General features: G+C 60.0%; 27 protein-coding genes and 2 pseudogenes. 21 read left to right on the forward strand and 8 right to left on the reverse strand.

Annotation, left to right across the window (positions count from 1 at the left end):
* Both NKH70_RS24680 and NKH70_RS24685 read left to right on the forward strand, forming a co-directional pair.
* Positions 1-640: amino acid ABC transporter permease (locus NKH70_RS24680; protein ID WP_353026259.1), on the forward strand; the 640-nt coding region annotated here is incomplete at its 5' end.
* A 180-nt stretch (positions 641-820) separates the two neighbouring features.
* A pseudogene (locus NKH70_RS24685) lies at positions 821-1,127 on the forward strand (hypothetical protein); the annotation flags it as partial.
* A 315-nt stretch (positions 1,128-1,442) separates the two neighbouring features.
* Here the strand turns inward: NKH70_RS24685 and NKH70_RS24690 are convergent.
* From NKH70_RS24690 to blh, 5 genes are read right to left on the reverse strand one after another with little or no spacing between them, the layout of a single operon-like run.
* Positions 1,443-2,225, reverse strand: a complete 783-nt coding sequence (locus tag NKH70_RS24690) for a sulfite exporter TauE/SafE family protein (RefSeq protein WP_352464093.1) — start codon at positions 2,223-2,225, stop codon at positions 1,443-1,445.
* Complete coding sequence (locus tag NKH70_RS24695; RefSeq protein WP_352516579.1) at positions 2,222-2,629, reverse strand: DUF6691 family protein; 408 nt, start codon at positions 2,627-2,629, stop codon at positions 2,222-2,224. Before NKH70_RS24695 ends, NKH70_RS24690 begins: the two co-directional genes overlap by 4 nt.
* Positions 2,630-2,649: 20 nt before the next feature.
* Positions 2,650-3,060 carry a YeeE/YedE family protein gene (locus NKH70_RS24700; RefSeq protein ID WP_352464092.1) on the reverse strand — a complete coding sequence of 137 codons (411 nt, stop codon included), beginning with the start codon at positions 3,058-3,060 and terminating at the stop codon, positions 2,650-2,652.
* Positions 3,057-3,368, reverse strand: a complete 312-nt coding sequence (gene bigR, locus NKH70_RS24705; RefSeq protein ID WP_352719939.1) for a sulfite-sensing transcriptional repressor BigR — start codon at positions 3,366-3,368, stop codon at positions 3,057-3,059. The genes NKH70_RS24700 and bigR overlap by 4 nt, the downstream gene beginning before the upstream one ends.
* A gap of 26 nt (positions 3,369-3,394) precedes the next feature.
* Positions 3,395-4,690, reverse strand: coding sequence for a bifunctional sulfur transferase/dioxygenase Blh (gene blh / locus NKH70_RS24710; RefSeq protein WP_352719762.1), 1,296 nt, complete (start codon positions 4,688-4,690; stop codon positions 3,395-3,397).
* A gap of 696 nt (positions 4,691-5,386) precedes the next feature.
* Between blh and NKH70_RS24715 the strand changes: the two genes are divergently transcribed.
* From NKH70_RS24715 to NKH70_RS24730, 4 genes are all read left to right on the forward strand, one after another.
* Positions 5,387-6,355: a helix-turn-helix domain-containing protein gene (locus tag NKH70_RS24715; RefSeq protein ID WP_352464088.1), complete on the forward strand. Its 969-nt coding sequence runs from the start codon at positions 5,387-5,389 to the stop codon at positions 6,353-6,355.
* Positions 6,356-6,499: 144 nt separating this feature from the next.
* Entirely contained in the window at positions 6,500-8,017 is a 1,518-nt protein-coding gene (adh, locus tag NKH70_RS24720; RefSeq protein WP_352719764.1) for an aldehyde dehydrogenase, read from the forward strand.
* A gap of 65 nt (positions 8,018-8,082) precedes the next feature.
* The gene (locus NKH70_RS24725) at positions 8,083-8,421 is read left to right on the forward strand and encodes a DUF779 domain-containing protein (protein ID WP_352719766.1); all 339 of its coding nucleotides are present in this window, start codon (positions 8,083-8,085) and stop codon (positions 8,419-8,421) included.
* A 91-nt stretch (positions 8,422-8,512) separates the two neighbouring features.
* The gene (locus NKH70_RS24730) at positions 8,513-8,728 is read left to right on the forward strand and encodes a DUF1858 domain-containing protein (protein ID WP_352719768.1); all 216 of its coding nucleotides are present in this window, start codon (positions 8,513-8,515) and stop codon (positions 8,726-8,728) included.
* Here NKH70_RS24730 and NKH70_RS24735 read toward each other — a convergent pair.
* Positions 8,725-9,429, reverse strand: a complete 705-nt coding sequence (locus NKH70_RS24735; protein ID WP_352719770.1) for a Crp/Fnr family transcriptional regulator — start codon at positions 9,427-9,429, stop codon at positions 8,725-8,727. The two genes, NKH70_RS24730 and NKH70_RS24735, sit on opposite strands and share 4 nt — an antisense overlap.
* Positions 9,430-9,681: 252 nt before the next feature.
* Here NKH70_RS24735 and NKH70_RS24740 point away from each other — a divergent pair, with 252 nt between their 5' ends.
* The 6 genes from NKH70_RS24740 (at position 9,682) to NKH70_RS24765 (ending at position 14,771) form a co-directional block, all read left to right on the forward strand.
* Positions 9,682-10,884, forward strand: coding sequence for an NnrS family protein (locus tag NKH70_RS24740; protein WP_352719772.1), 1,203 nt, complete (start codon positions 9,682-9,684; stop codon positions 10,882-10,884).
* Between the two features lie 149 nt (positions 10,885-11,033).
* Positions 11,034-11,480, forward strand: coding sequence for a pseudoazurin (locus tag NKH70_RS24745; protein WP_352719774.1), 447 nt, complete (start codon positions 11,034-11,036; stop codon positions 11,478-11,480).
* Positions 11,481-11,729: 249 nt separating this feature from the next.
* On the forward strand, positions 11,730-12,833 hold the full coding sequence (gene nirK, locus NKH70_RS24750) for a copper-containing nitrite reductase (protein ID WP_352719776.1): 1,104 nt from the start codon (positions 11,730-11,732) through the stop codon (positions 12,831-12,833).
* Between the two features lie 73 nt (positions 12,834-12,906).
* On the forward strand, positions 12,907-13,776 hold the full coding sequence (locus tag NKH70_RS24755; protein ID WP_352719778.1) for an SUMF1/EgtB/PvdO family nonheme iron enzyme: 870 nt from the start codon (positions 12,907-12,909) through the stop codon (positions 13,774-13,776).
* Between the two features lie 39 nt (positions 13,777-13,815).
* Entirely contained in the window at positions 13,816-14,295 is a 480-nt protein-coding gene (locus NKH70_RS24760) for a group III truncated hemoglobin (RefSeq protein ID WP_352719781.1), read from the forward strand.
* A 44-nt stretch (positions 14,296-14,339) separates the two neighbouring features.
* Positions 14,340-14,771: a potassium channel family protein gene (locus NKH70_RS24765; protein ID WP_352719783.1), complete on the forward strand. Its 432-nt coding sequence runs from the start codon at positions 14,340-14,342 to the stop codon at positions 14,769-14,771.
* A 12-nt stretch (positions 14,772-14,783) separates the two neighbouring features.
* Here NKH70_RS24765 and hemN read toward each other — a convergent pair.
* Positions 14,784-16,114: pseudogene (hemN, locus tag NKH70_RS24770) on the reverse strand (oxygen-independent coproporphyrinogen III oxidase).
* Between the two features lie 154 nt (positions 16,115-16,268).
* Between hemN and NKH70_RS24775 the strand changes: the two are divergent.
* Positions 16,269-16,997, forward strand: a complete 729-nt coding sequence (locus NKH70_RS24775; protein WP_353026261.1) for a Crp/Fnr family transcriptional regulator — start codon at positions 16,269-16,271, stop codon at positions 16,995-16,997.
* On the opposite strand, the gene NKH70_RS35850 is transcribed toward NKH70_RS24775, so the two are convergent.
* On the reverse strand, positions 16,994-17,410 hold the full coding sequence (locus NKH70_RS35850; protein WP_502908396.1) for a hemerythrin domain-containing protein: 417 nt from the start codon (positions 17,408-17,410) through the stop codon (positions 16,994-16,996). The genes NKH70_RS24775 and NKH70_RS35850 overlap by 4 nt on opposite strands.
* Before the next feature lie 241 nt (positions 17,411-17,651).
* On the opposite strand from NKH70_RS35850, the gene ccoN reads away from it, so the two are divergent.
* From ccoN to ccoS, 8 genes are all read left to right on the forward strand, one after another.
* Complete coding sequence (gene ccoN / locus NKH70_RS24785) at positions 17,652-19,262, forward strand: cytochrome-c oxidase, cbb3-type subunit I (protein ID WP_352719792.1); 1,611 nt, start codon at positions 17,652-17,654, stop codon at positions 19,260-19,262.
* Between the two features lie 11 nt (positions 19,263-19,273).
* A complete protein-coding gene (ccoO, locus tag NKH70_RS24790) occupies positions 19,274-20,005 on the forward strand; it encodes a cytochrome-c oxidase, cbb3-type subunit II (RefSeq protein WP_353026263.1) in 732 nt (243 codons plus the stop codon).
* 11 nt (positions 20,006-20,016) lie between these two features.
* The gene (locus NKH70_RS24795) at positions 20,017-20,166 is read left to right on the forward strand and encodes a cbb3-type cytochrome c oxidase subunit 3 (RefSeq protein WP_352719794.1); all 150 of its coding nucleotides are present in this window, start codon (positions 20,017-20,019) and stop codon (positions 20,164-20,166) included.
* Positions 20,167-20,168: 2 nt separating this feature from the next.
* Positions 20,169-21,032 (forward strand): cytochrome-c oxidase, cbb3-type subunit III, encoded by an 864-nt coding sequence (gene ccoP / locus NKH70_RS24800; protein WP_352719796.1) that lies wholly within the window; start codon positions 20,169-20,171, stop codon positions 21,030-21,032.
* A 217-nt stretch (positions 21,033-21,249) separates the two neighbouring features.
* The gene (gene ccoG, locus NKH70_RS24805; RefSeq protein ID WP_352719798.1) at positions 21,250-22,809 is read left to right on the forward strand and encodes a cytochrome c oxidase accessory protein CcoG; all 1,560 of its coding nucleotides are present in this window, start codon (positions 21,250-21,252) and stop codon (positions 22,807-22,809) included.
* Positions 22,806-23,303 (forward strand): FixH family protein, encoded by a 498-nt coding sequence (locus NKH70_RS24810; RefSeq protein WP_352464062.1) that lies wholly within the window; start codon positions 22,806-22,808, stop codon positions 23,301-23,303. Before ccoG ends, NKH70_RS24810 begins: the two co-directional genes overlap by 4 nt.
* Positions 23,300-25,582, forward strand: a complete 2,283-nt coding sequence (locus NKH70_RS24815; protein ID WP_352464061.1) for a cation-translocating P-type ATPase — start codon at positions 23,300-23,302, stop codon at positions 25,580-25,582. The genes NKH70_RS24810 and NKH70_RS24815 overlap by 4 nt, the downstream gene beginning before the upstream one ends.
* Positions 25,579-25,734, forward strand: a complete 156-nt coding sequence (gene ccoS, locus NKH70_RS24820) for a cbb3-type cytochrome oxidase assembly protein CcoS (RefSeq protein WP_292656569.1) — start codon at positions 25,579-25,581, stop codon at positions 25,732-25,734. The genes NKH70_RS24815 and ccoS overlap by 4 nt, the downstream gene beginning before the upstream one ends.
* Positions 25,735-25,769 lie beyond the last annotated feature (35 nt).

Below are 25,769 nucleotides of genomic sequence, written 5' to 3' on the forward strand. Positions count from 1 at the left end.
ACCCGTGACGCTCGGCATGGCTTTCACGATTTTCATCCTGTCCACGATCGTCGGCAGCCTTTTTGCGCTCGTCGAATATAGGCGGATCCCCGTGCTGCGAGAGCTCATCATGGCCTATAAGGTCGTCTTCAAGGGCGTTCCGATGGTGATCGTGATTTTCCTCGCCTATTTCGGTCTGCCCCCGGCACTCCAGTTCCTGCTCTCGTTGCTCGGGATCAACTTCAACGCCCACGAAACGCCCAATTGGGTAATCCTTGTCATTGCAGTCACCGGTTGTGTTGCGGCGTTCCAAGCGGAGATCATCAAAGGAGCCCTCAACGCCTTCGATACCGGTCAGTCGGACGCAGCCCATTCGCTGGGCTATACGGGCGGCCAACTGTTCCGACGTATCCTATTTCCCCAGGTGGCCCTCACGGCAATTCCCGACCTGACAACCTCGATGATGGTCATCATGAAGGCGCTTTCGCTCGGATTCGCCATCGAGGTTGTCGATATCTTCGCCCAGTCCCAGTTGACCGCCGCGCTGAACTACTACTACCTCGAAGCCTTCGTCATTGCCGTCGTGATCTACATGGTGATTGCCTATATCGTCACACAGATTGCCGACAGGCTGGAGCGGGCGCTGAGGGTGCGGACCTGAGCGGAACCTCCTCGGAATTCTAAAGCATCGAGGTCGGGGGAATTCACCGCGCAGTACGGCCTGCAAACAACTGACGACGAGCATCGGGCGTGTCTGCAAAGGATCTGCGGGCTCATGTAAACGACGACTCCGAACCCTGGCGCAAGCTGCGGCCGAGGGCTTGCTCGACGGCCAGCAACGCCGGGCGGGCGCGGGTCACTGTGGGAGAGCTCAGTGGAACAACAAAAAGCAAAAAATGCGCATGTCGCCGGCCAATCGCAGCAGGACTTCATCAAGCTTCGAGAGGCCCGCGACAGGACATTGCCGATGCCAAAGCTCATTTTGCATGCGCTGCAGGTCAATGTCCGCGGAGGCGAACTGCCCGGGGAAATGGCCGGCGCTGCCTGAAGTCCCGCTCGACGCGCTGCCGGGGTCGAGGCCAGCTCGCAGCGGTCGCTTCGTTCGATGCGTAGGCCGACGAGGAGCCACAATTCGACGGATAGGGTGATTGGCCAGTTCTGTCTGCACGGCTGCCCGTCGTTCATGTTCCGGCAGGATCATACTGTCGCTTCCCGAAAGGCCCGTAGGAATACTCGCCGAACGAAAGCCAGGTGGCGGAGGCGATCAGTATCGGCACCAGCCAATGTCATTTGGGGACCGTTCGGGACGCGGCGCGTCGGACAGTGACGGCCGTGATCACAGACTACTTGGTCTCTGGGCTCATGCTGCAGGGCATACATTACTAGCAAAGACCGGGTGATGAACGCACGAGGCGAAAAAACCTCACCTCCGATCGGCGAATCTATCAAGCTGCAACTCTAAACTATCCGCCTGCCAGTTGACCGACACTCCTGTGGAGAACATAGCCCGCGACGACAATTACAAGTACGGCAAAGATCCGATTGAGCATGTTCTTGTACGAAGCGAGGCGTGTCGCCACAAACATGCCGATCAACCCGCCGCCAATGCCGCCTCCAATAAATTCTGCGGCCAGTTGCCAGTCGACCATTCCCGACAGGGCGTAGTTGAAGGCCGTCGCGAGGCCGAAAGCTGCGACGGCAAGCAAAGACGTGCCGATTGCATTGATCGTCGGCATTCCGGTCGCCAGGATCAATCCGGGAACGATGAGGAAGCCGCCGCCAATTCCGAAGAAGCCAGAGGCCGCACCGGCGACGGCGGCGACTGCAGCAGTCATCGCACACATCTTGGCATCGACAGGTCGGCCTGCTGTCGAAGAACGGCGCCGCGGGCGAAGCATCAGTGCGCCGACCACAAGCATAAGCAGCCCAAAAAAGAAAAGCAGATGCGTCCCGTCGATTGACTTTCCCAAGGTCGAACCTGCGAGCGCCCCAACCGAGCCCAGTCCTGCAAATACGATAGCACAACGCCACCAGACGTGCCCCTTGAGGGCATGGCCTCCAAAGTTCGCCAATGCGTTGGCGGCCACCGCCAGGGCGCCCGTGCCGATGGCAATATGCGGCTGAGCGACACCGACAACATAGAGCAGGAGCGGCGTGGCAAGGATCGATCCGCCGCCTCCGACCATACCAAGAGTGAAGCCCACCAGACTCCCTGAGCCCACAGCAGAAAACAAAGTACCTGTCATGATGCTCTTCGGACAAAGCAGCGGTCATGAGCAACCATCCCCGCCAGCATTAAGGCTACGAAAAGTACCGGCGATAATCCCAGAGACAACGAAGCTACCGCAGGGCCAGGACAGAACCCGCCCAGTCCCCATCCAAGGCCGAAAATCGCCGAACCTAGAACCAGGGGGGCGTCAATCCGCGAACTGACAGGCAAATGGAAGGTCTCCGCCAGAAATGGTCGTGACATCTGCCCCATCCAGGCTGTGCCTCCCGTTGCAACTGCAACGGCGCCGCCCAACACGAATGCGAGGCTCGGATCCCACGCGCCAGAGACGTCGAGAAAGCCCTGTACACGGACAGGATCAAGCATACCCGACAACGCCAGACCGTAGCCAAAGATGGTGCCCGCGGCCAGGGCCGCCATGACCTGTAATTTAGCGTGTCTCACAAGACTGCTCCGTGGAGAAGCGCGACGGCTAGAGCGCCGCTCAGAAGGAACGTCACAACGGCGACAATTGACCGCGGCGATAGCCGCGCCAGCCCCATTATTCCGTGACCACTGGTGCAACCCGAACCCATGCGGGATCCGAAACCGACCAGAAAACCAGCTATCATAACCAGCGGCAGTGACGCAGTGATGGTCGCGGTCGGCCAATGATGAAAAGTTAGGAAATAACCGACCGGGCCAAGCAGCAACCCGACGACGAAGGCAGCGTTTGTCCACCTATTGTTGCCTTGGAGCAACCCGCCAACAATCCCGCTGATGCCGGCAATTCTACCGTTCAGGATCAAGAGCATCATAGACGAAAGCCCGATCAGAGCCCCGCCCAAAAGCGAAGGAAGATAAGAGGTCATGACGGACCGTCCGAACAGAAGATCGTGTAGAGCGCCGAAACCAATTGAGCAGCCTTCTCGGCGGTCAACCGGTAGAAGATCTGTTTTCCGTCGCGCCGGGTTTCCACAATTTTGGCGTCCCGCAACACTGTCAGCTGCTGGGATAGGTTTGGTTGATGGATGTTGAGCTCATCTTCCAATTGGCTAACCGAATGCTCTCCTTCAACAAGGGTGCAGACGAGCATCAGTCGCATTGGATGCGCCAGTGTCTTTAGAAGAGCTGCAACTTCGCCGGCGCGGGATTCCATTGCGGCAAGCGACATCTCCATTTCGGTTTCATCGATAAGGATTTCGCTCACCACACTACTTCTCCCAATGCGTTGAGGGGAAATTTTAGATAGCGCTTACCGTTTGCTTCCGGCTCCGGCAAACGCCCAGCCCGGATGTTGACCTGCAAGGCATGGAGGATCAGCTTCGGCATAGGCAGCATACGGTCTCGCTCTTGACGCAGTGCGGCGAAGCCCTCTTCGGTCATGTCGGCCAGATGTGCATTGGTACGCTTCTGAGTGCCGACCGTGCTTTCCCACTTGGGTTCGCGTCCGCCTGGCTGGTAGTCGTGCCCAGTAAACAACCGCGTTTCGTCTGGAAGCGTCAGAATGGCCTGGATCGATCTCCACAGCGTGCGAGCGTCACCACCAGGGAAATCAGCGCGAGCCGTTCCGCTGTCGGGCATGAAGATGGTGTCGTGAACAAAAGTCGCATCACCGATCACATAGGTGATCGAGGCTAGGGTGTGACCGGGCGAGAACATTACGCGCGCCTCTATTGAACCGACCTTGAAAGTGTCTCCATCCGAAAACAGCCTGTCCCACTGCGAGCCGTCTGTGTGAAGTTCAGGTCGGTTGTAGATGCCTTGCCACAAACGTTGGACGTCGACGACCCTCGCTCCTATCGCAGTTGGCGCGCCGGTCTTCCCCTTCAGGTACTGCGCAGCAGAAAAGTGATCGGCATGAGGATGGCTATCGAGAATCCATTCAACGGACAGTCCCTTTTCGGCAATATAATCAAGCATCGCATCGGCGTTGGATGTTGTGGTCGCCCCGGACTTCTCATCAAAATCGAGCACCGGGTCGATAATCGCGCATTTGCGGGTACTGGGATCCGAAACTACATATTGCGCGCTCCATGTTCGGGGGTCGAAAAACCCCTTCACTACCGGTCGAGTCCGCCTGTGCCCTTCCAACCACCGGCTTGCTGCCGACAGGTCTACCCCGAGATTCTGGCCCATTGCAGTAATCTCGACAGGCGACATTCGGCCATCGAGCGCCTCGCCCAAGGCATATAGGCTCAATGCGCGGGTGCCGGTCTTGCAGTGGGCAAAGACCGCGCCACCAACATTGGCCATAGCTGCCTGGAAGGACCGCACGTCCGCTTCTGTGATGGTCGGCATTGTGACAGGTATGAATTTGTAGGAGATGCGCGCTCGATCGGCGGCCTCTCGTTCAGCTTCGTTTCCGGGCTGGGCGGGCTCTTCCAAATCAGGCCGAACGTTTATCACTCCTGCGAACTTCTGATCAGTAAGCAACAGAATTTCAGATAGTGCGGGCTGCGGACCTACGGAAAGCCTATCGTTCACACGGATCATTCTCATGTCTGCTCCTAACGTCAATATACAATTGCATATAATGTATAATGATATTTGACGCAAGGGTGTCGCGGCGAAAAAGCGAGCGGGCACCTATGGCCACAGCCTTTCCGCCCGTAAGGTCATCGCCGCCCCTGCCGGCATCATCATTTCTATCGATACCTCGCCCCCTGGTCGGCGATGAACGGAGATCTGGAGACCGCCCGCTGGGCAGCTCGGAAGCTCATGGCTGCCCTGCCGAGCTTCACGATCGAGAAATATCGGTCGCTGCCCTTCTTGTAGCCACATGCCGGCGCCCGTGAGGGCTCCTTTTGAACTGGTGCCGGGCGAACATGCTTTGATAGCACTGATCTGTAATGAAGCCGAGGTATCTGATCCTTGCCTTCATGGGCCGGCCAATATCAGAACCTTCCCGCATCGTTCCGCACGGTACGGCGGCTGAACATAGTGGTTCGTCTTTGCCCTCGATCAATGAATTCGTAATTCGTACTTGTAGGCTTTGGGGCATCAACACCGAAAGGTGCACTGGCGAGGAATGACTATCGATCTGCCAAACATCACTAACTGACGGGAAACATAAGGATGTGCCTTCTGGTGCTTCTGTCGAATTGACAGCGTGGTGATTGAAGGCGGAACCTGGTGCTATGCCAACGTTGCCTCTTCTGAGGCAGGCTGTTCCAGAAGCTGAAAGGGAGGATGGACATGAGCGAGGATCTGTCCGGTCGTCATGCCGACCGCATTCAGGCCGCGATCGCTTCGGACGCCGCCGCGAAGTCCGCGCTGGTCGCCTCTTGGCGACGCTCTTCCAGTTTGCACCGGCTCGATCCCGCCGATTGCAGGCCCCCACGCTACCTGACGGAAATGGAGTTGATCGCGGCCCGGCAACGCATTGAACCGCTCGTCCGGGCGGCCCAATCCAGCCTGGACCGTCTCTATCTCGCGGTGGGCGGGGTTGGCTGCTGCGTGCTTCTTGCCGATCGTGACGGCGTGCCGGTCGAGCGGCGCGGCGCGCCCGTCGACGACGAGACTTTTCATTCCTGGGGCTTGTGGACCGGCTCTATCTGGAACGAAGAAAGCCAGGGCACCAACGGGATCGGCACCTGCCTGGTGGAACAGCGAGCGCTGACAATCCATCGCGACCAGCACTTCCACACGCGCAACACGGGGCTGAGTTGCACCACGGCACCGATCTATGATCACCGGGGAGATCTTGTGGCTGCGCTTGACGTGTCTTCCTGCCGGGCCGATCTGACCGAAGCCTTCGCCAATCTCATTTCGGTGGCCGTGGTCGACGCGGTGCGTCGGATTGAGGCGGAGAACTTCAGGATGGCCTTCCCGAAGGCGCGGATCCTTCTGGCGCCAGTAGCCGACAAGGGCTCCGGCGCGCTGATCGCGGTTGATGCGGACGACCTTGTGGTCGGCGCGACGCGGTCGGCTCGCCTGGCGCTTGGAATTACCCAGCTGTGTCTCGACAAGCCGATGCCCGCGGCCGATCTGCTCGGTTGGACGGAGAGCGGCCCCGCAGTTCTCGCCGAGGCGGAGCGCGGCGTTCTGCAGCGGGCGCTGGCGCGAGCAGACGGAAATGTGTCGGCTGCTGCGCAGGCGCTTGGGATCAGCCGCGCGACGCTTCATCGCAAGCTCAATCGCCTGGACGTCCATAGGTCCCACTGACCATTCGAAAACTCACATGACTGTCGCAATTCTGCGACACACCGCGCCCGGCTACTGTCCTCGCCACGGTGACAATGGCGGCGGAAATCGCAAGTCTCTCCCCTTAAGCGTCGCATCCCGCGGCGTCGACTTTGGGAGGAGAACATGAACAAGGTAGAATTCTCACGTGCGGTCAAGGCGCCGTTCGACAAGCGCTATGGCAACTTCATCGGCGGCAAATGGGCAGAGCCCCACTCCGGCCGCTACTTCGAGAACCACTCACCGGTAAACGGTCAGCTGCTGTGCGAAGTGGCGCGTTCGGACGCCCATGACATCGAGGCGGCGATTGACGCGGCCCATGCGGCCAAAGACACCTGGGCGCGCACCAGCGTAGCCGAGCGGTCGCTCATCCTCAACCGCATCGCCGACCGCATGGAGGAAAACCTCGATCTTCTCGCGTGCGCCGAAACCTGGGACAATGGCAAGCCGATCCGCGAAACGACCGCGGCCGACCTGCCGCTCGCCATTGACCATTTCCGCTATTTCGCCGGCGCCCTACGAGGCCAGGAAGGCAGCCTTTCGCAGATCGACGACGACACCGTCGCCTATCATTTCCATGAGCCGCTCGGCGTGGTCGGACAGATTATCCCATGGAACTTCCCGCTGCTGATGGCCTGCTGGAAACTTGCACCGGCACTTGCCGCCGGAAACTGCGTGGTCCTGAAGCCTGCCGAGCAGACCCCGGCCGCCATCTTGCTGTGGGCCGATCTCGTCGGCGATCTGTTGCCGCCAGGCGTGCTCAACATCGTCAACGGCTTCGGGCTCGAGGCCGGCAAGCCGCTCGCCTCCTCGCCGCGCATTGCCAAGATCGCCTTTACCGGCGAGACCACGACGGGCCGCCTGATCATGCAATACGCCAGCCAAAACCTGATCCCGGTCACGCTGGAACTGGGCGGCAAGTCGCCCAACATCTTCTTCAAGGATGTCATCGCCGAGGACGACGACTTCTTCGACAAGGCGATCGAAGGCTTTGTCATGTTCGCCCTGAACCAGGGCGAAGTCTGCACCTGCCCCAGCCGCGCCCTCATCCATGAGTCGATCTACGACCGATTTATGGAACGTGCCCTCAAGCGTGTCGAGGCGATCGTGCAGGGCGATCCACTCGATCCGGCGACGATGATCGGTGCCCAGGCCTCGTCCGAGCAGTTGGAAAAGATCCTGTCGTACATCGACATCGGCCTTCAGGAAGGCGCGGAAGTGTTGACCGGCGGCACCCGCAACCTTTTGCCGGGTGACCTGGCGGGTGGCTATTACGTCAAGCCCACGGTGTTCAAGGGCAACAACAAGATGCGCATCTTCCAGGAGGAGATTTTCGGACCGGTGGTTTCGGTTACGACCTTCAAGGACGATCAGGACGCGCTGGCAATAGCCAACGACACGCTCTACGGCCTTGGCGCCGGTGTCTGGACGCGTGACGGCAACCGCGCCTACCGCTTTGGCCGCGCGATCCAGGCCGGCCGGGTCTGGACCAATTGCTACCACGCCTACCCCGCGCATGCCGCCTTCGGCGGCTACAAGCAGTCGGGCATCGGTCGCGAGACGCACAAGATGATGCTCGACCACTACCAGCAGACCAAGAATATGCTGGTCAGCTATAGTCCGAAAAAGCTTGGCTTCTTCTGATCGTCTTTTCGTCTACTGCGCGGCCCCGCGAGGGCCGCGCCCCAGGGTAAAAAATCGGAAAAGCCATGCATGCGAAAGTCACGGCAACGCCGGCAGCGCTCGAACTGATCGCGGAGATCGTTGCCGAGCATGGACCGGTGCTGTTCCACCAATCCGGCGGCTGCTGCGACGGCTCTTCGCCCATGTGCTATCCGCGTACCGGTTTCATCATCGGCGATCACGATGTGTTGCTCGGCCACATCCACGGCGCGCCGTTCTACATCGGGGCTTCGCAATTCGAGGCCTGGAAGCATACGAATCTTGTTATCGATGTGGTGCCTGGCCGCGGCGGCATGTTCTCGCTCGACAATGGGCGGGAGAAGAGATTCCTGACGCGATCGACGATCTGCGTCGTTCAGGCGTGAGGTAGGCCGAACTGATTCTTGTTTGCCTCAGCGCAACGAACATCCCTGAAACCAGCAGCAGGATGTCGCTCTCCAAACGCGGACAAGCGGCATGAAACGCAAATTCAGCGACGATGCGGCGATGGACGAAATCATGCGCGGGTCGCCGGCGACCATCCGGGTGGTGCTCCAGCACGGGATGCTTTGCGTCGGCTGCCCGATTGCTTCGTTTCACACCGTTTCCGACGCGGCACGAGAGCACGATCTGAGTGAAGAAGAACTCCGTCGCGACCTGCTGGCGGCGACAAATGCGGGTGACCCGGATTAGGCTTTTTCATCACGCCCTTCCGCAATTACCAGGAGCCGGTGAGGCTCGACCACCATCACTTTCTGGCGTCCGCTTTTGACCAATCCTTGGTTTTCCCATGCCGAGAGCAGCCGGCTGACTGTGTGAAGCGTCGTGCCGGTCATCTCGGCAATGTCCTGACGTGAGATCGGGAAATCTATAAGGATGCCCTCGTTGGTCTTCTTGCCCGACTGCTTGACCAACTTGAGCAGCCCACGGGCCACGCGCTGTTCGACCTGCTCGGTGGACATCTCGATGACGCGCGAATGAGCGTCCTGAAGCCTGCTGCCCACGGCCTTGTACGTATTGGAGCCGAAACTGGGGAAATCGGCGGCAAATGTCGGCCATAAGCGACTCGGCCCGGCAAGAACGATACAATCAACCGCGGCAATGGCACTTGCCGGGTAGGTGGTGAGGCCAAGCGCATGGGCGATGCCCATCAACTCACCCGGACTTATGTATCGCACCGTCACCTCGTGACCATCGGGAGTTGATTTCACCACGCGCACATGTCCGTCGAGCAACAAGAAAAAGGAATCTGCTTCCTGCTCCTGCTCGAACACCGGCTGGTCCTTGGCAATCCTCAACGACCTGGCCTGGCCGATTATGCGGTCGAGATCCGTGGGGGCTATGCCCCCAAAGACAGGAAGCCCGGCAATCAGCGAGCGATCGAGGCTACCCAACGCTGTCCCCTCCCAAGTGCTGTTGCGCCCAATGCATCCAGGTTCGCGCTGGTCAGGGCAGCCCGGTCATAGAATGTGTCATGGGCGGCCCTCGTGCGGCAAGAGGCACGTATTCGCCGCCTTTCCCTGAAATTCCAAATCTCGTTTGCGCTGCGGCAAATTCCGTCTGCCCAGTCACGATAGAAGGACCGACGTGGCGGCCGTCCATGTCGCCTATCACGCCCACCTGTTTTTTCTCTTTGAAGGGAAGTCATGGCAATTCCACGAACACGGCCGAGCACCTATCCGGCTGTTCTCTCCTACGGGTTCCGGCCATTCTTTCTTATCGGCTCATTGTATGGCGGTGCGGCGATGCTGTTCTGGCTGCCTCTGTTTTACGGCAGGCTCGAGACCTCCAGCAGCTTCTCGCCCGTGGACTGGCATATCCACGAGTTGCTGTTTGGCTATGTGGCGGCCGTTGTGACCGGTTTCCTATTGACCGCAATCCCGAACTGGACCGGAAGGCTTCCCGTGCAGGGCCTTCCCCTGCTGGGCCTCGTATTGCTTTGGTCCGCGGGGCGATTCATCGTCTTCTTTTCGGCGCAGGCAGGCTGGCTGCTCAGTGCCGTCATAGACTGCGCCTTTCTTCTCGCAGTCGTTGCGGCTGCCGCCACGGAAATCATCGCGGGCCGAAACTGGCGAAACCTCAAGGTCCTGCTGCCGGTGACGGCACTTCTGGCGTCGAATATGATGTTTCATGCCGAGGCGCACTATCAAGGCATGTCCGACACCAGCCGCCGTCTCGGTCTTGGCGCGGCGGTCGTCCTTGTCATGATCATAGGCGGCCGCATCATTCCTTCCTTCACCCGGAACTGGCTGGTGCGTGAGAGACCGGGGCGCCTGCCGGTCCCGTTCGGCAGGTTCGACGTGGGGACGATCGCACTCTCTGCGGCCGGATTGGCGGCCTGGGCCTTCTTTCCTACCCTTTCAGGCACCGGCGCGGTGCTGATCGCCGGAGCGGTCCTCAATGCGGTCCGGCTTGCTCGTTGGGCTGGGGACCGAACGCTGCGCGATCCTCTGGTGCTGGTCCTGCACGTGGCATTCGCCTTCGTGCCGATCGGCCTCCTGATTGCCGGCCTCGCTGTCTTCGTGCCCGAGAGAGTGCCCGCGGTGGCCGGCATTCATGCGTTCGGCGTCGGAGCGCTGGCCTGTATGACGCTGGCCGTCATGACCCGCGCCACGCTCGGACACACGGGCCGTGAACTGCGAGCAAGTACAGGCACATGTGGGATCTTTGCCGCGGTCGTGCTTGCGGCCATTTTTCGGATCGCAGCTGCGTTCGCGCCCACCGAGGCAGTACTCCTTCATATCTCTGCGGCACTGTGGATCGCATCCTTCGTTGGCTATGCGGGCCTGTTCGGCGGCATACTGGTTCGACCACGGTTGCAAGTGCGGCAGTCAAGAACCGCAGCTTGAAGGCGGGCGGGAGCCGGCTCGCCGGGCAAGACGGGCTCTCCCACGCATATTTCGCACGCCAATTTGCGCCAGCGCAAATCACCACGTCTGCCGGTCCAGTAGAAGAGCGCAACGGTTAGTGCCGTGACGAAGTCAAGAAAGGAATTCCAATGAAACTGCCCCTGATTGCCGCCGCTATCGCCCTGCTCTCCATCGCCGGTACGGCAAATGCCGAAGAACATGTCGTGCAGATGCTGAACAAGGGAGAGAAAGGCTCAATGGTCTTCCAGCCTGCCTTTGTTCGGGCGGCGCCCGGAGACACGATCAAGTTCGTGCCCACCGACAAGTCCCACAACGCCGAAAGCATCAAGGGCATGATTCCGGACGGAGCTGAAGCCTTCAAGGGCAAGCCCAGCGCGGAAATTGCCGTGACCGTTACGCAGGAGGGGGTCTATGGCGTGAAGTGCGCTCCACATTACGGCATGGGCATGGTTGCGCTGATCGTCGTCGGCAAGCCCGTCAACCTGGCGGCGGCGGAAGCCGTCAAGCAGGTCGGGAAAGCCAAGCCGGTATTCGCCGAACTGTTCGCCGAGGCGACCAAAACCGCTTCTAACTGACCTTCATTCAGATCTCGCAGATCCCCTCCGCTTCGGCGGCCGGGGGAAGGCCGGGTGGACCGAGGGGGAGGTCCAGCCCGGCCTATTTGATTCCCGATTTCATGCAGCAAAGCCGATGCCTTCCGTCGGTACATTAGTCTCCGAAACACAGAAAACTGAATGACGCGATGGATTTGCGCTAGCGCAAAGACTTGGCTGAAGCCGAGGCTATTCTGATGACATCGAATGGCCGACACCAAGGAGATGGAAATGCTTACGAGACGCGAAGCTTTGTTGGGTTCTGTTCTTACCGCAGCCGCGGTCGCCACCATTGGTGCAATGCCGGCAGTGGCAAGCGTCAAGGATGTCGCCGGGCTGCCCCGTGAAAAGATAACGCTGGTCCCGCCGCCATTCGTGCATGCTCACGATCAGGTCGCCAAGGGCGGTCCAAAGATCGTCGAATTCACCATGACGATCGAGGAGAAACCGATGGTCATTGACGCCGACGGCACGCAGCTCAATGCGATGACTTACAATGGTTCGATCCCAGGCCCTCTGATGGTCGTGCATGAAGGCGATTATCTTGAGCTTACCCTCATCAATCCAGACACCAATACTCTCGCCCACAATATCGATTTCCATGCTGCCACTGGCGGGCTCGGCGGCGGCGAGCTGACGCTGGTCAATCCGGGCGAGCAGGTTACGCTGCGCTTCAAGGCCACGCGGGCTGGAACGTTCGTCTATCACTGCGCACCCGGCGGCGCGATGATCCCGTGGCACGTCGTATCGGGGATGAGCGGCGCGGTGATGGTGCTGCCACGCGACGGCCTCAAGGACGAGAAGGGCAACCCCGTTCGGTATGATCGCATCTACTACATCGGCGAGAACGACTTCTACATCCCTAGCGACGAGCAGGGAAAATTCAAGAAATATGAAACCGCCGGCGACAATTACGACGATACCCTCAAGGTGATGCGCGGGCTAATCCCGACGCATGTGGTGTTCAATGGCAGGGCTGGTTCGCTGACCGGCGACAATGCCATGAAAGCAAGGGTCGGTGAAACCATGTTGCTCGTTCATTCCCAGGCCAACCGCGACACGCGTCCGCACCTGATCGGGGGTCATGGCGACTTTGTCTGGGAACACGGCAAGTTCGCCAACCCACCGGCCAAGGATCTGGAAACCTGGTTCATCCGTGGCGGGTCGGCAGGGGCGGCGCTGTATACGTTCCTGCAGCCTGGCATCTATGCCTATGTCAACCACAATCTGATCGAGGCAGTCGAACTCGGCGCGACCGCGCATTTCATGGTCGAGGGAAACTGGGACGACGATCTGATGATGCAGGTCGAAGCGCCCAGGGCTATCACCTCGTAGAGCGGAGATCCGATCCTCGGTGCGACCCCGCGGCGGAGCCAAAGGGGTTGCGCTTGCGGCCGGAGTTGGCACCATGTCCTTTGACCCCGTCATTACCTTCGGAACAACTGCGGCCGTCGCATTGATCGGTTGGGGCGTAAGCCATGCGCTCGACACGCGCCCTTTTGGCCTCCCCCACCAGACCGCAGTGAGCGAACTGGTCGTCCTGGGATCCGGCTCGTTCGAGCACCCACAGGCTGGGGAGTTCCTCAAGGGGAACCATCCCGTCGCAGCGCCCATCGTGCAGCAAACCATGGAGGCGCCGCTGGAGATCATGAAATATCAGGTAAGCATTTCGGAATACGGACGCTGCGTAGCGGACGGCGCCTGCAAGCCCGCCGACTCACGCAAGAGTGGCGACATTCCGGTCACCGGTGTCAGCCACATAGATGCGGAAGTCTATGCGACCTGGCTGTCAGCCCGCACGGGACAGGCATGGCGGCTGCCAACGGACGTCGAGTGGGCTTATGCGGCCAGCGAACAGTTCCGAGGTGACATTGAGGGCGAAGGCGACCCGAACAACCCGGCGCGGCGGTGGCTCACCCGGTATCGGCTCGAGACTGCGCTTGGGCGGAAACCTGATCCGGAACCGAGGGCTCAGGGGTCCTTCGGCACCAATTCAAAAGGCGTGGCAGATATTGCGGGAAATGTCTGGGAATGGACCTCGACATGCTATTCCCACGCCATAATAGCGATTGATGGCAAGCGGATCGAGAGTTCTATCGACAATTGCGGCGTACACGTTGTCGAGGGATTTCACCGCACCTACATGTCCAACTTCATTCGGGATGGAAAAAGCGGCGGTTGCGCAGTCGGGACGCCGCCTGACAATTTGGGTTTCCGGCTTGTCCGCGACCGACCCAGCCCTGTGCAGGCTGCCCTTCGGCGCCTAGGATTTTCCTGACGCACAAACACATTTTCCTGACGCATACAAGAGTGCATGATGACATTGAAATCAGCTTCTGCCGATCGGGCGGGTCCCGTCGCGGAACGGCCGCTGGACCATACCGGCGTCGAGCGCACGACGATCGGAAGATTGGTCCGCGAATTCTATGCAAAGGTCAGGAAGGACAGGCGTCTTGGACCGATTTTCGCGCGCGAAATCACCGGCGATTGGGAACCTCATCTCGAGAAAATGACGGATTTCTGGTGTTCCGTTATCCTGAAGAGCGGCGACTACCAAGGACGACCGGTGCCGGCGCACCTCAAACTCAAGGATGTCACCGAGGCCGATTTCGATGTCTGGCTGGCCTTGTTCCGGCAGACGGCGGTCGAACTCTTCGCCCCGGAAACGGCTGCGGTGTTCGTCGACCGCGCTGAACGGATCGCGACAAGCCTGAAGCTGGCGATGTTCTTTCGTCTCGCTCCCGTTGTGACGGGCGATGGCGAACCGGCAGGCATCGGCGAAACCCGGCCGGATTGACTTCGCGCAAGGAATGCTTCCTTCGAATTTCGTAATTTCCTTGGATGGCTCTCAACCTCTTCGTCGGTACGATCGTCATAAGCCTGACGGTAGTAATTCACACTTTTGGCCTTATCGCAGTCACTCGCGCGATGGGACATCTGGTGGCGCGATTTCGCATGCATGGGCACCGCAGCCGAACAGTCGCGATGATCAGCGTGGTCATGGGGCTCTTCGCCGTGATGACAGCGGAGGTCTGGGTTTGGGCCGGACTTTACCGGTTGCTCGATATCTTCGCCGACTTCGAAACCGCACTCTACTTTTCCACCATCACCTTTTCGACGGTCGGCTACGGTGACATCGTACCCGCTCACGCATGGCGCGTATTGGCGGCACTTGAGGGGGTGAATGGATTCCTGCTGATAGGCTGGTCGACCGCGTACCTGATCGCGGCGGGGACCCGGATCGGCCCGTTCAAAGCCGGCGAGCATTTCTGACCGCGGCAGCGCTCAAACTGCCACCGAATGCCTGCCCTTGCCGCTCTCAAGATAAGCGTCGAACATTGCTGCGATGCTGCGAACAAACGGGCGACTTTCCGCCGGGACGACGAAATTGTCGCCATCGAGCTCCAGCAACCGGGCCGGATCGTTAATCGCCAGGGAACTTGCCTTGAAAAGGAGCCGCTGGCCACGCTCGCCGAAGCGCTCTACCAGTTCGATCGCCGAAAAGGCGAAATCGCACATCAGTCGCTCGATGATCCAGCCCCGGACGCAGTCATCATCGGAAAATGCGATGCCGCGGACCGCGGCCAGTCCGCCCCCTGCAACCATGCGACCGTACTCTGCCGTCGCCGGCATGTTCTGCGCGTAACCCTGGCGAAAACGGCTGATGGATGAAGGGCCAAGCCCGATCAGTGTCTCGCAGCGATCCTCGGTGTAGCCCTGGAAATTGCGATGCAAGGTGCCTGTACGGGCTGCTTGCGCCAACGCATCGCTTGGCTTGGCGAAATGGTCGAAGCCCACCGCTTCATACCCTGCCTTCAGTACGAGGTCGGCGGCAATTTGCGATTGAGCGTACCGCTCCGCACGGCCAGGCAGCCACGCTTCGTCGATCATCGTCTGGTGCTTCTTGAACCAGGGCACATGCGCGTAGCCGAACAGCGCCATCCTGTCTGGTTCCAGGGTCAGCGCCTGCTCTCGCTGGTCTGGTGCGGCAAGCCGTAGAGCAGGTCCAGATTGACGGAACCGACGCCGCGTGAACGAACTCCGTCGACAACCGTCTTGGTCTGCAGGAAGCTCTGCTCGCGGTTGATCGCCTTCTGCACCTTCGGGTCAAAGTCCTGCACACCGAGGCTTGCCCTGGTCATGCCGATTTCGCACAGTGCATCGAGGCGCGCCTCGTCCATGTCGTTGGGATCGATCTCGACGCTGATTTTTGCGTCCTTAACAAAATCGAAGCTGTTCCGTAAGGCAGTCCCCAACGCCACCATATCCTCGGGCTTCAGCATGGTTGGCGAACCGCCGCCGAAATGCACGGCGCGGACATGGCCCTTGCTGGCGACAAAACCCGCAACCGTCGCGATCTCCGCATGCAGCGAACGAAGATATGCAGTCACCGGTTCGTAATGGCGTGTCTGCTTGGTATGACACGCACAGAACCAGCAGAGTCTATCGCAATAGGGGATGTGCAGATAGAGCGAGATCCCGCCGCCACTTTCGAGCGCCTCCAGCCAGCCACGACAAACGGCGGCATCGACGCCCGCGTGAAAATGCGGCGCGGTAGGATAGCTGGTGTAGCGGGGCACATTCTCGCCGAGTCTGGCAGCCAATTCCGGTCGCATGTCGCCTTCCGTCATCCTTACAAAGTTGAATCCTGGCTGCAGGTCCCCATCGCCGCCTTGATTTCGGTCAAGGCCCTTTGCGAACAAACTGCCGCAAGAGATTTGCAGCCGCCGGTGCTATCGTGCCGGTACTTTGAATGTTCGGACAATCATGATGACAGTGCGCCAAGATGTTCACAGTTCCGGCAGTCCAGTACTTTGCCAGTCTTGTGAGGCACGGCATCGCGGTGTCTGGGGTGCGCTCGATCCCGACCAGTTGGTCGCACTCGCCAAGACGTCATCAAGACACAGCGTTGACCCAGGGTTCGAACTGATCGGCGACGCAGAGACCGTCGACAGCTATTCGAACGTGCTTTCGGGTGTGGTGAAGCTGACAAAGAGCCTTTCCGATGGTCGCCAGCAGATCGTCGGCCTCCAGTTTGCGCCCGACTTTCTGGGACGGCCGTTCAAGGTGGAAAGCGCAATCAACGCGGAAGTCGCAACGGCAGTTTCCCTATGCTCATTTCCAAAAGCGGCTATCGAACGGATGATGAAGGAATCACCAGAGCTCGAGCATCGCCTGCTCAAGCAAACGCTGAACGAGCTCGACCATGCACGCGACTGGATGCTGACGCTGGGGCGCAAGACCGCTTCGGAAAAAGTGGCGAGTTTTCTCTTGATGATCGCCAAGAACATCGATCCCACGATTGATCCAGCCGCTAGGTCGGCGAGTTTCGATCTGCCGCTGACACGCGCCGACATCGCCGACTTCCTTGGCCTGACGATCGAGACGGTTAGCCGCCAGTTGACCAGGCTGCGGACCGACGGCGTGATCCGGATCGAGAACAATCGGCACGTGAGGGTGGACAACTTGAGCCGGCTGGAGCGGCGTTCAGGCGCCTAGTGCTCGTCGGTCATCGCGATCATGGGCAAGACATGCTCGCGTTCGAACGCGATATGCCGGCGCATGCTTTCGAAGAACCCGCGCAGCATGAACCCGACGGCTTCCGGGTTGTGCAACCTCTCGCCATGGCCGATCGCCAGCAGGATTTCGGTCACCTCACCGGCAAAGCATTCGTCCTCGACATGCTCGGCGCGCAGTCGTCGGACTGAGGCAAGGTTGGCATCGCTGCCAGCGACAGAAGCCTCGTAGGCGGGAAAGATGATCGTCTCTTCATATCGATGAATGTTGCGCAACAACGGGACGATCGCGTTGGCTGTGCCAAGGCATTTCAGGCGGTCGACACTCGGCAAGGTGTCGGCGATTCTTTCCAGGACATCACAGAGCTGCAGTTTGTCCAGATGCGCGCGTTTCATCAACGCCGCTGGGACCGCCTCTCTGCCGGATGTCGAACTGTCGCGGCCTGTTTCGAACCGCGACGATTCCCGCTCCCTCTCCCTGTTCAATGACAGCCTCCTGACCGTTTGCGAGATCAAAGCTGCCCAATCCAAAAGCAAATGGCTTTGACATGGATCAAGGCGGCGATCGGGAGACTGCTGAATTGGTGTCGATGCGGATTGGCGTCCGCGCATCGGAATCCGACCTCGGGGACATGTCATGAAGTTCGGCACAGAAATCGTCGCTTTGGGCCTTTTCGCCTTTGTCGCGCTGGTAGCTGCCGGCTTCGGTGTGGACGAACCTTTTCGGCAGCACATGTGGGTGCTGCTCATCGTGCTGCTTGGCTTTATCACCATCCTTCTTCGCAACACGAGCTTCGCAGCGCCCGCGGCAATCGATCCGTCCGCCTATATGGATGGGCCGATCCGCTACGGTGCCATCGCCACTATGTTCTGGGGCGTGGTGGGAATGCTGGTCGGCGTGGTGATCGCGCTGCAGCTTGCCTACCCGGATCTTAACATCGAGCCCTGGTTCAACTTCGGCCGCTTACGGCCTTTGCATACTTCCGGCGTGGTCTTTGCCTTCGGCGGCAATGCGCTCATTTGCACGTCGCTTTATGTCGTGCAGCGGACCTGTCGTGCCCGGCTGTTCGGCGGCGATCTCGCCTGGTTCGTATTCTGGGGCTATCAGCTGTTCATCGTCATGGCTGCAACCGGCTACCTGCTCGGAATCACCGAGAGCCGCGAATACGCCGAGCCCGAATGGTATGTGGACCTGTGGCTGACCATTGTGTGGGTCGCCTACCTCGTCCTGTTCCTCGGCACCATCCTGAAGCGCAGGGAACCGCACATCTACGTCGCCAACTGGTTCTATCTGTCCTTCATCGTGACGATCGCGATGCTGCATGTGATCAATAATCTATCGATGCCCGTCTCGTTCGTGGGTTCAAAGAGCTATTCAGCTTTCTCCGGCGTCCAGGATGCCTTGACGCAGTGGTGGTACGGCCACAATGCCGTCGGCTTCTTCCTCACCGCCGGCTTCCTCGGCATGATGTATTATTTCGTGCCCAAGCAGGCCAACCGACCTGTCTATTCCTACAGGCTGTCGATCATCCACTTCTGGGCTTTGATCTTTCTCTACATCTGGGCCGGTCCGCACCACCTCCACTACACCGCTCTGCCGGACTGGGCCCAGACGCTCGGTATGGTGTTCTCGATCATGCTCTGGATGCCTTCGTGGGGCGGCATGATAAACGGCCTGATGACGCTCTCGGGCGCCTGGGACAAGCTGCGCACCGACCCGATCATCCGTATGATGGTCATGGCCATCGCCTTCTACGGGATGTCGACCTTCGAAGGCCCGATGATGTCAATCAAGGCCGTCAACTCGCTCTCGCACTACACCGACTGGACCATCGGTCACGTCCATTCGGGCGCGCTCGGATGGGTTGGCATGATCTCGTTCGGCGCGATCTATTTCATGGTCCCGAAGTTATGGAACCGCGACCGGCTTTATTCGCTGCGGCTCGTCAACAGGCACTTCTGGCTGGCGACGCTTGGGATCGTCGTTTACGCCGCGGTGATGTGGGTCTCCGGCGTCATGCAGGGCCTGATGTGGCGCGAATACGACGAGCAGGGCTTCCTGGTCTACTCCTTCGCCGAGACCGTCGCAGCCATGCATCCCTATTATGTCATGCGCGCTCTGGGCGGCGCGATGTATCTCGCCGGAATGCTGATCATGGCGTGGAACATCGCGATGACGATCCTCGGCTACCAGCGCGAGGAGCAACCGATGCCGGATCCTGTTCCCGCCCTCCAGCCTGCCGAATAAGGAGCCAGAAAATGGGCTTGATGGACAAACATGCCGTGATCGAGAAGAACGCCACGCTTCTTCTCGTGGGCTCCCTTCTGGTGGTGACGGTCGGCGGCATAGTCGAGATCGCGCCGCTCTTCTATCTCGACAATACGATCGAGAAAGTCGAAGGCATGCGGCCCTATTCGCCGCTCGAGCTCGCCGGCCGCAACATCTATGTGCGCGAGGGCTGCTACCTCTGCCATAGCCAGATGATCAGGCCGTTCCGCGACGAAGTCGAGCGCTATGGGCATTACAGCCTGGCGGCCGAGTCGATGTACGACCACCCGTTCCAGTGGGGATCGAAACGCACCGGACCGGACCTCGCGCGGGTGGGCGACCGTTATTCGAATGGATGGCACGTCCAGCATCTTACCGACCCGCGCTCTGTGGTGCCGGAATCGATCATGCCAAGCTACGCATTCCTGAAAAATACACCGATCGAGGTGAAGGACTTCTCGACACATCTTATCGCCAACAAGCGTGTCGGCGTCCCCTACTCCGATGACATGATTGCTAATGCCAATGCCGATCTCATGGCACAAGCGGATGCCAACGTCGACACGTCCGGCCTCGAAGCACGCTATCCGAAGGCCAAGCTCGGTGATTTCGACGGTAATCCGCAGCAGGTCACCGAAATGGATGGCCTTGTCGCTTACCTCCAGATGCTCGGCACGCTGGTCGACTTCAAAAACTATGATGAGGCCGCCGGCTACCGCTGAGGAAGATATCGATGAATTACAATCTGATGCGGGAATTTGCCGACAGCTGGGGCCTGCTCGCCATGGCGCTTTTCTTCGTCGGATGCAGTGCCTTCGCGCTTCGCCCCGGCGGCCGCAGGCAAGCTGACGAAGCCGCCCGGATACCTCTCAAGGACGATTGACAATGAGCAACGAGCATATCGATGAAGTCTCGGGCATTTCAACCACCGGCCATGAGTGGGATGGCATCCGGGAGCTCAACAATCCGCTTCCGCGCTGGTGGATCACGACCTTTTACATCACCATCCTCTGGGCGATCGGCTATACCATCGCCTATCCAGCATGGCCGATGCTGAGCTCCGCGACCAAAGGCGTAATCGGCTATTCGAGCCGAAATGATGTGAAGAACGAGCTCGCCGCAGCGGAAATCGCCAAGGGCAAGTATGTTGCGGCTGTACAGTCGAAAACTGTCCTGGAGATTGCCGCCGACGATGCGCTGCGCGAATTCGCGGGTGCGGCCGGTGGCGCCGCGTTCAAGGTCAATTGCGTGCAGTGCCACGGCTCCGGCGCTCAAGGGTCCAGCGGCTTTCCCAATCTCAACGACGACGATTGGCTGTGGGGCGGAAGTGCCGAGCAGATCCAGCAGACGATCACACACGGCATCCGTTTTTCATCGGACCCGGACACACGCCTATCCGAAATGCCGGCCTTTGGCGACATTATCACAGCTGACCAGATCAGGAAGGTCAGCGCCTATGTCGCCAGCCTGTCGGGACCTGTTCAAGACGAAAGTCTGGTCGAGCCGGGTGCCAAGGTCTTCGCGGAGAATTGCGTGGCGTGTCATGGCGAAAATGCAAAAGGCAACATGGAGTTTGGCGCGCCCGACTTGACCGATGCCATCTGGCTTTACGGATCCGGGGAAGCATCGATCGCTGCCCAGGTTCGCGCGCCCAGACAGGGCGTGATGCCAGCCTGGGGCGAACGTCTTGGCGACACCAAAGTCAAGGAGCTCGCCGTCTACATCCATTCGCTTGGCGGTGGGGAATAGAGGGGGGTTCTATTCCCGGCCCTCCGCCGGCTAAGCGACGGGCCCGGCTTGCGCCGGGCCTCGATCGTATTTGAGGCATCGGCGATTGACTTGCATCAACGCGGCGCGGCCCATCATGCGGCAAAGCTTGGCTAGCACGCTGCATTCCGGACGTCGCTCCACATCAGAGATGTCCGGTTGCACGGCAAAATGATCGGCTGCGCGACTGGAGATATTGGTGCTGGACAACATTCAGGTAGAGCGACTTGAGGCCGAGGCGGTCAACTCGGCCAAAACGCGTCAGCCGCTCTATGCCGCACGCAAGAAGATCTTCCCGAAGCGCGCTTCAGGCAGCTTTCGTCGCTTCAAGTGGCTGGTGATGGCAATCACGCTGGGCATTTACTACCTGACGCCTTGGCTGCGTTGGGATCGGGGGCCGTTTGCCCCGGACCAGGCTGTGCTGATCGATCTCGCCAATCGCCGCTTTTACTTCTTTTTCATCGAGATTTGGCCGCAGGAATTCTACTATGTTGCCGGACTGCTGGTCATGGCCGGCATCGGCCTTTTCCTGGTCACTTCTACGGTCGGCCGGGCCTGGTGCGGCTATACCTGCCCACAGACCGTATGGGTCGACCTGTTTCTGGTGGTCGAACGCGCGATCGAGGGCGACCGCAACGCGCGCATGAAACTCGATGCCGGCCCCTGGGCCGCGCGCAAGCTTGTGCTGCGTGCATCCAAACACGCTATCTGGCTGGTCATAGGCGCGGCAACGGGGGGTGCCTGGATCTTCTATTTCGCCGATGCGCCAACTTTAATTCGAGAGGTCTTCACCGGGACCGCAGCGCCCATCGCCTACATCACCATCGCGGTGCTGACGGCGACCACCTACACGTTCGGCGGACTGATGCGCGAGCAAGTCTGCACCTATATGTGCCCATGGCCGCGCATCCAGGCGGCCATGCTCGACGAGAATTCGCTCACCGTAACGTACAATGATTGGCGCGGCGAGCCGCGTTCGCGCCACGCCAAGAAGGTGCTTGCCGCGGGGCAGCCGGTTGGAGACTGCGTCGATTGCAATGCCTGTGTCGCCGTCTGCCCGATGGGGATCGACATTCGCGACGGCCAGCAGCTCGAATGCATCACGTGCGCGCTCTGCATCGACGCTTGCGACGGCGTCATGGACAAGCTCGGCAAGGAGCGGGGACTGATCTCCTATGCGACGCTGTCCGATTACAGCGCCAACATGGCGGTAGCCACCGCAGGCGGCTCTTGCTCGGTGAACCCGTCGCTCGTGCGGACCGACGGCGGCGCTTTCTCCGATAGGTTGGCCCATTTCCATCTCCGTAAAATCTTCAGGCCACGCACCTTCGTCTACATGGGCGCGTGGTCGGCGATCGGCCTTGCCCTGCTCTATTCGCTGCTGACGCGCGACCGGCTCGACGTCAGCGTTCTGCACGACCGCAATCCGCAGTTCGTGACGCTGTCCGATGGTTCGATCCGCAATGGTTACACCGTCAAGCTGCTCAACATGATCCCCGAGCCAAGGACGATTGTCGTCACCATGCAGGGCTTACAACGCGCCGAAATGAACGTCGTCGGGATCGACCTGCCTGCAGATCGCTCATTTGCCATCGCCGTCGAACCAGACCGGCTGAAGATGCTGAAGGTTTTCGTCCGCCAGCCGGCTGAACAGCTCAAGGGGCAAGCGCAGACATTCAAGTTCCGGGTCGAAGACAAGGCAAGTTTCGAAGTCGATGAATACACGGCCACGTTCAACGCACCGGAGATCCTTAGATGAGCGTCAATATGCGAAGGCCCCGCGAATTTACCGGAAGGCATATGCTGCTTACCATTCTCGGCTTTTTCGGCGTGGTTGTTGGCGTGAATGTGACCATGGCGACGCTGGCCAGCACGAGCTGGACCGGTCTTGTCGTTGAAAACACCTATGTGGCGAGCCAGCAGTTCAACAAGAAGGCCGAGGAGGGGCGCGCGCAGACCGCACTCGGCTGGACCAGCAAACTCACCATCGCATGGGGCGAGGTCCGCTACAGCCTCAGCGATGCCGCCGGCAAGCCCATTCCCCTGCATTCTGTGAAGGTTCTGTTTCGCCACCCCGCTTACGAGGCGGAGGACAAGTCCCTCACTCTGGCCTCAACTACAGGCCAGGAATTTGCGACGCAGCACACGCCGAGAGATGGCGTCTGGATCGTCGAAGTCGATGCCGATGCTGGTCTCGCCGAACCCTACCGCGATGTCCGTCGGATCATGATTTCCCAAGGAGCGCTGCAATGAGCTGCTGCGCGCCGGGCGCTGAAATGGCGCTGGCCCTCGATAGGGTCACACCCGTCTTGCCGTCGAACCATGAAGTCAAATTGGCGAGCCGCTCGCTTGGCGATGATCTTCACCAGACCGATCTCTCAGTGCCGACTGTTCACTGCGGCGCCTGCATACAGACGATCGAGACAGCACTCGAAAAGCTCGATCGCCTCGAAGACGCAAGGGTCAACTTGTCGACGAAACGGGTTTCGATCCGATGGCGTGGGAATGAGGCACCGCCATTCGTCGCTGCGCTTGAGCGGCTGGGCTACCCAGCGCATCTTTTGGAGCCCGAGGTTGATGAAAAAGACAAGACGCTTTCGGAACTGATCCGCGCCGTCGCGGTTGCCGGCTTTGCGGCGGGCAACATCATGCTGCTTTCGGTCTCGGTCTGGTCCGGCGCTGAAGGTCCGACCCGCGACCTGTTCCATTGGATCTCGGCGCTGATTGCCATCCCTGCCCTCGCCTTCGCCGGCGGCATTTACTTCCGCTCGGCATGGAACGCGTTGCGCCACGGCCGCATGAACATGGATGTGCCGATTGCTGTTGGGGTCTCACTCGCCTACGCGATGAGCCTCTACGAAACCATCAACCATGGCGACCACGCTTACTTCGACGCATCGGTATCGCTGCTGTTCTTCCTGCTGATCGGCCGCACGCTTGATCACGTGATGCGGGAGCGTGCCCGGACCGCGGTGAACGGCCTGTCACGGCTCGCGGCGCGTGGCGCCTTGGTGATGCGTGATGATGGCACGCGCGACTACCGGCCGGTTGGCGAGATAGAACCCGGCATGCAGTTGCTGATCGCGGCGGGTGAGCGGATTCCGGTCGACGGCAAGATTATTCGAGGCTCCTCGGATCTCGACTGTTCGCTGGTTTCCGGTGAGAGCGCTCCCAGAACCGTGGCGTCAGGAGAAGCCGTACAGGCAGGCATTCTAAATCTCACGGGCCCACTGACGGTCGAGGCGACAGCCGCCGCAAAAGACTCTTTCCTGGCAGAGATGGTCCGACTAATGGAAGCGGCCGAGGGCGGTCGCGCGCATTATCGCCGGATCGCCGACCGCGTTTCGGCGCTCTATGCGCCGGTGGTCCATCTGACCGCCTTCGTGACGTTTCTCGGCTGGATGGTGGCCATCGGCGACTGGCACCGGGCAACGACGATCGCCATCGCCGTCCTCATCATCACATGTCCCTGTGCGCTCGGCCTTGCCGTACCGATCGTGCAGGTTGTTGCGGCGCGCCGGCTGTTCGAAGCTGGCGTCATGGTCAAGGACGGTTCCGCCATGGAGCGCTTGGCGGCAATCGACGTCGCGGTGTTCGACAAGACCGGCACGCTAACGCTCGGACAGCCCCAACTCGTCAACGCACCATCCATCCACCCGACTATGCTGGCAATCGCAGCCGATATGGCCTCGCATTCCCGTCACCCACTTTCAAAGGCCATTGCCAACTTTGCAGGTTTCGCCGGCCAGCCAAAGCTCGAGGCTGTCAGCGAGCACCCCGGATTCGGCATCGAAGCCACTGCCGCGGGCAGCACCTGGCGGCTGGGTAGGCGCGGATGGGCCGGGTGGAAGGCCCGAACCGGGGGCGAAAGCAGATATGGCGGAACGGTTCTGACGAAAGATGGGATCATTGTGGCTTCCTTCGTCTTCGAGGACGCGTTGCGTGCAGACGCCAGAGCGGCCATCGAGCAATTAAACAACGCGAGGGTTTCCGCGCAAATGCTGTCGGGCGACACCGCCGCTGCCTGCGGCGAGGTGGCGGCGGCGTTGGGCATCCATCACTTTGTTCCGGCGCTGCTTCCTTCGGGCAAGGTAGAACATATCGAAACGCTGGCGAAGGACGGCCACAAGGTGCTGATGGTTGGCGACGGCCTCAACGACACCCCTGCGCTAAGCGCGGCACACGTCTCGATAGCTCCAGCCACGGCCGCCGATGTCGGCCGCAAGGCAGCGGACTTCGTGTTCCTGCGCGAAAGCCTTTCGGCCGTACCCCTTGCCCTCGACGTCTCGCGCAAGGCCGGACGACTGATCCGGCAAAACATCGCCATCGCGATTATCTACAATGCCGTCGCCGTGCCGATCGCCATTTCGGGGCACGTCACACCGTTGATCGCCGCAATCGCCATGTCCGCCTCGTCGCTGCTTGTCATCGGAAATGCATTACGCCTGGCGTCCTTTGCGACGAACGCACCGGAGACGGTGGGCAGGCGCGGCAACCGGTCCGCCATCGGCGCACTGGCGCGATCGTCATGACGACGCTCGTCTATCTGATACCTGTGGCCCTGTTCCTCGGTGCTCTTGGGCTATCTGGGTTTCTGTGGGCTTTGAGGAGCGGGCAATACGAGGACCTCGACGGAGCCGCGGAGCGCATCCTCATCGACCGAGATGACAGACCTGAAAGCTGACTGGCTCCGCGGTGCCGACATGATGGCGATGCCGC

The organism is Mesorhizobium sp. M0991, assembly GCF_040318915.1.
GTDB lineage: Bacteria > Pseudomonadota > Alphaproteobacteria > Rhizobiales > Rhizobiaceae > Mesorhizobium.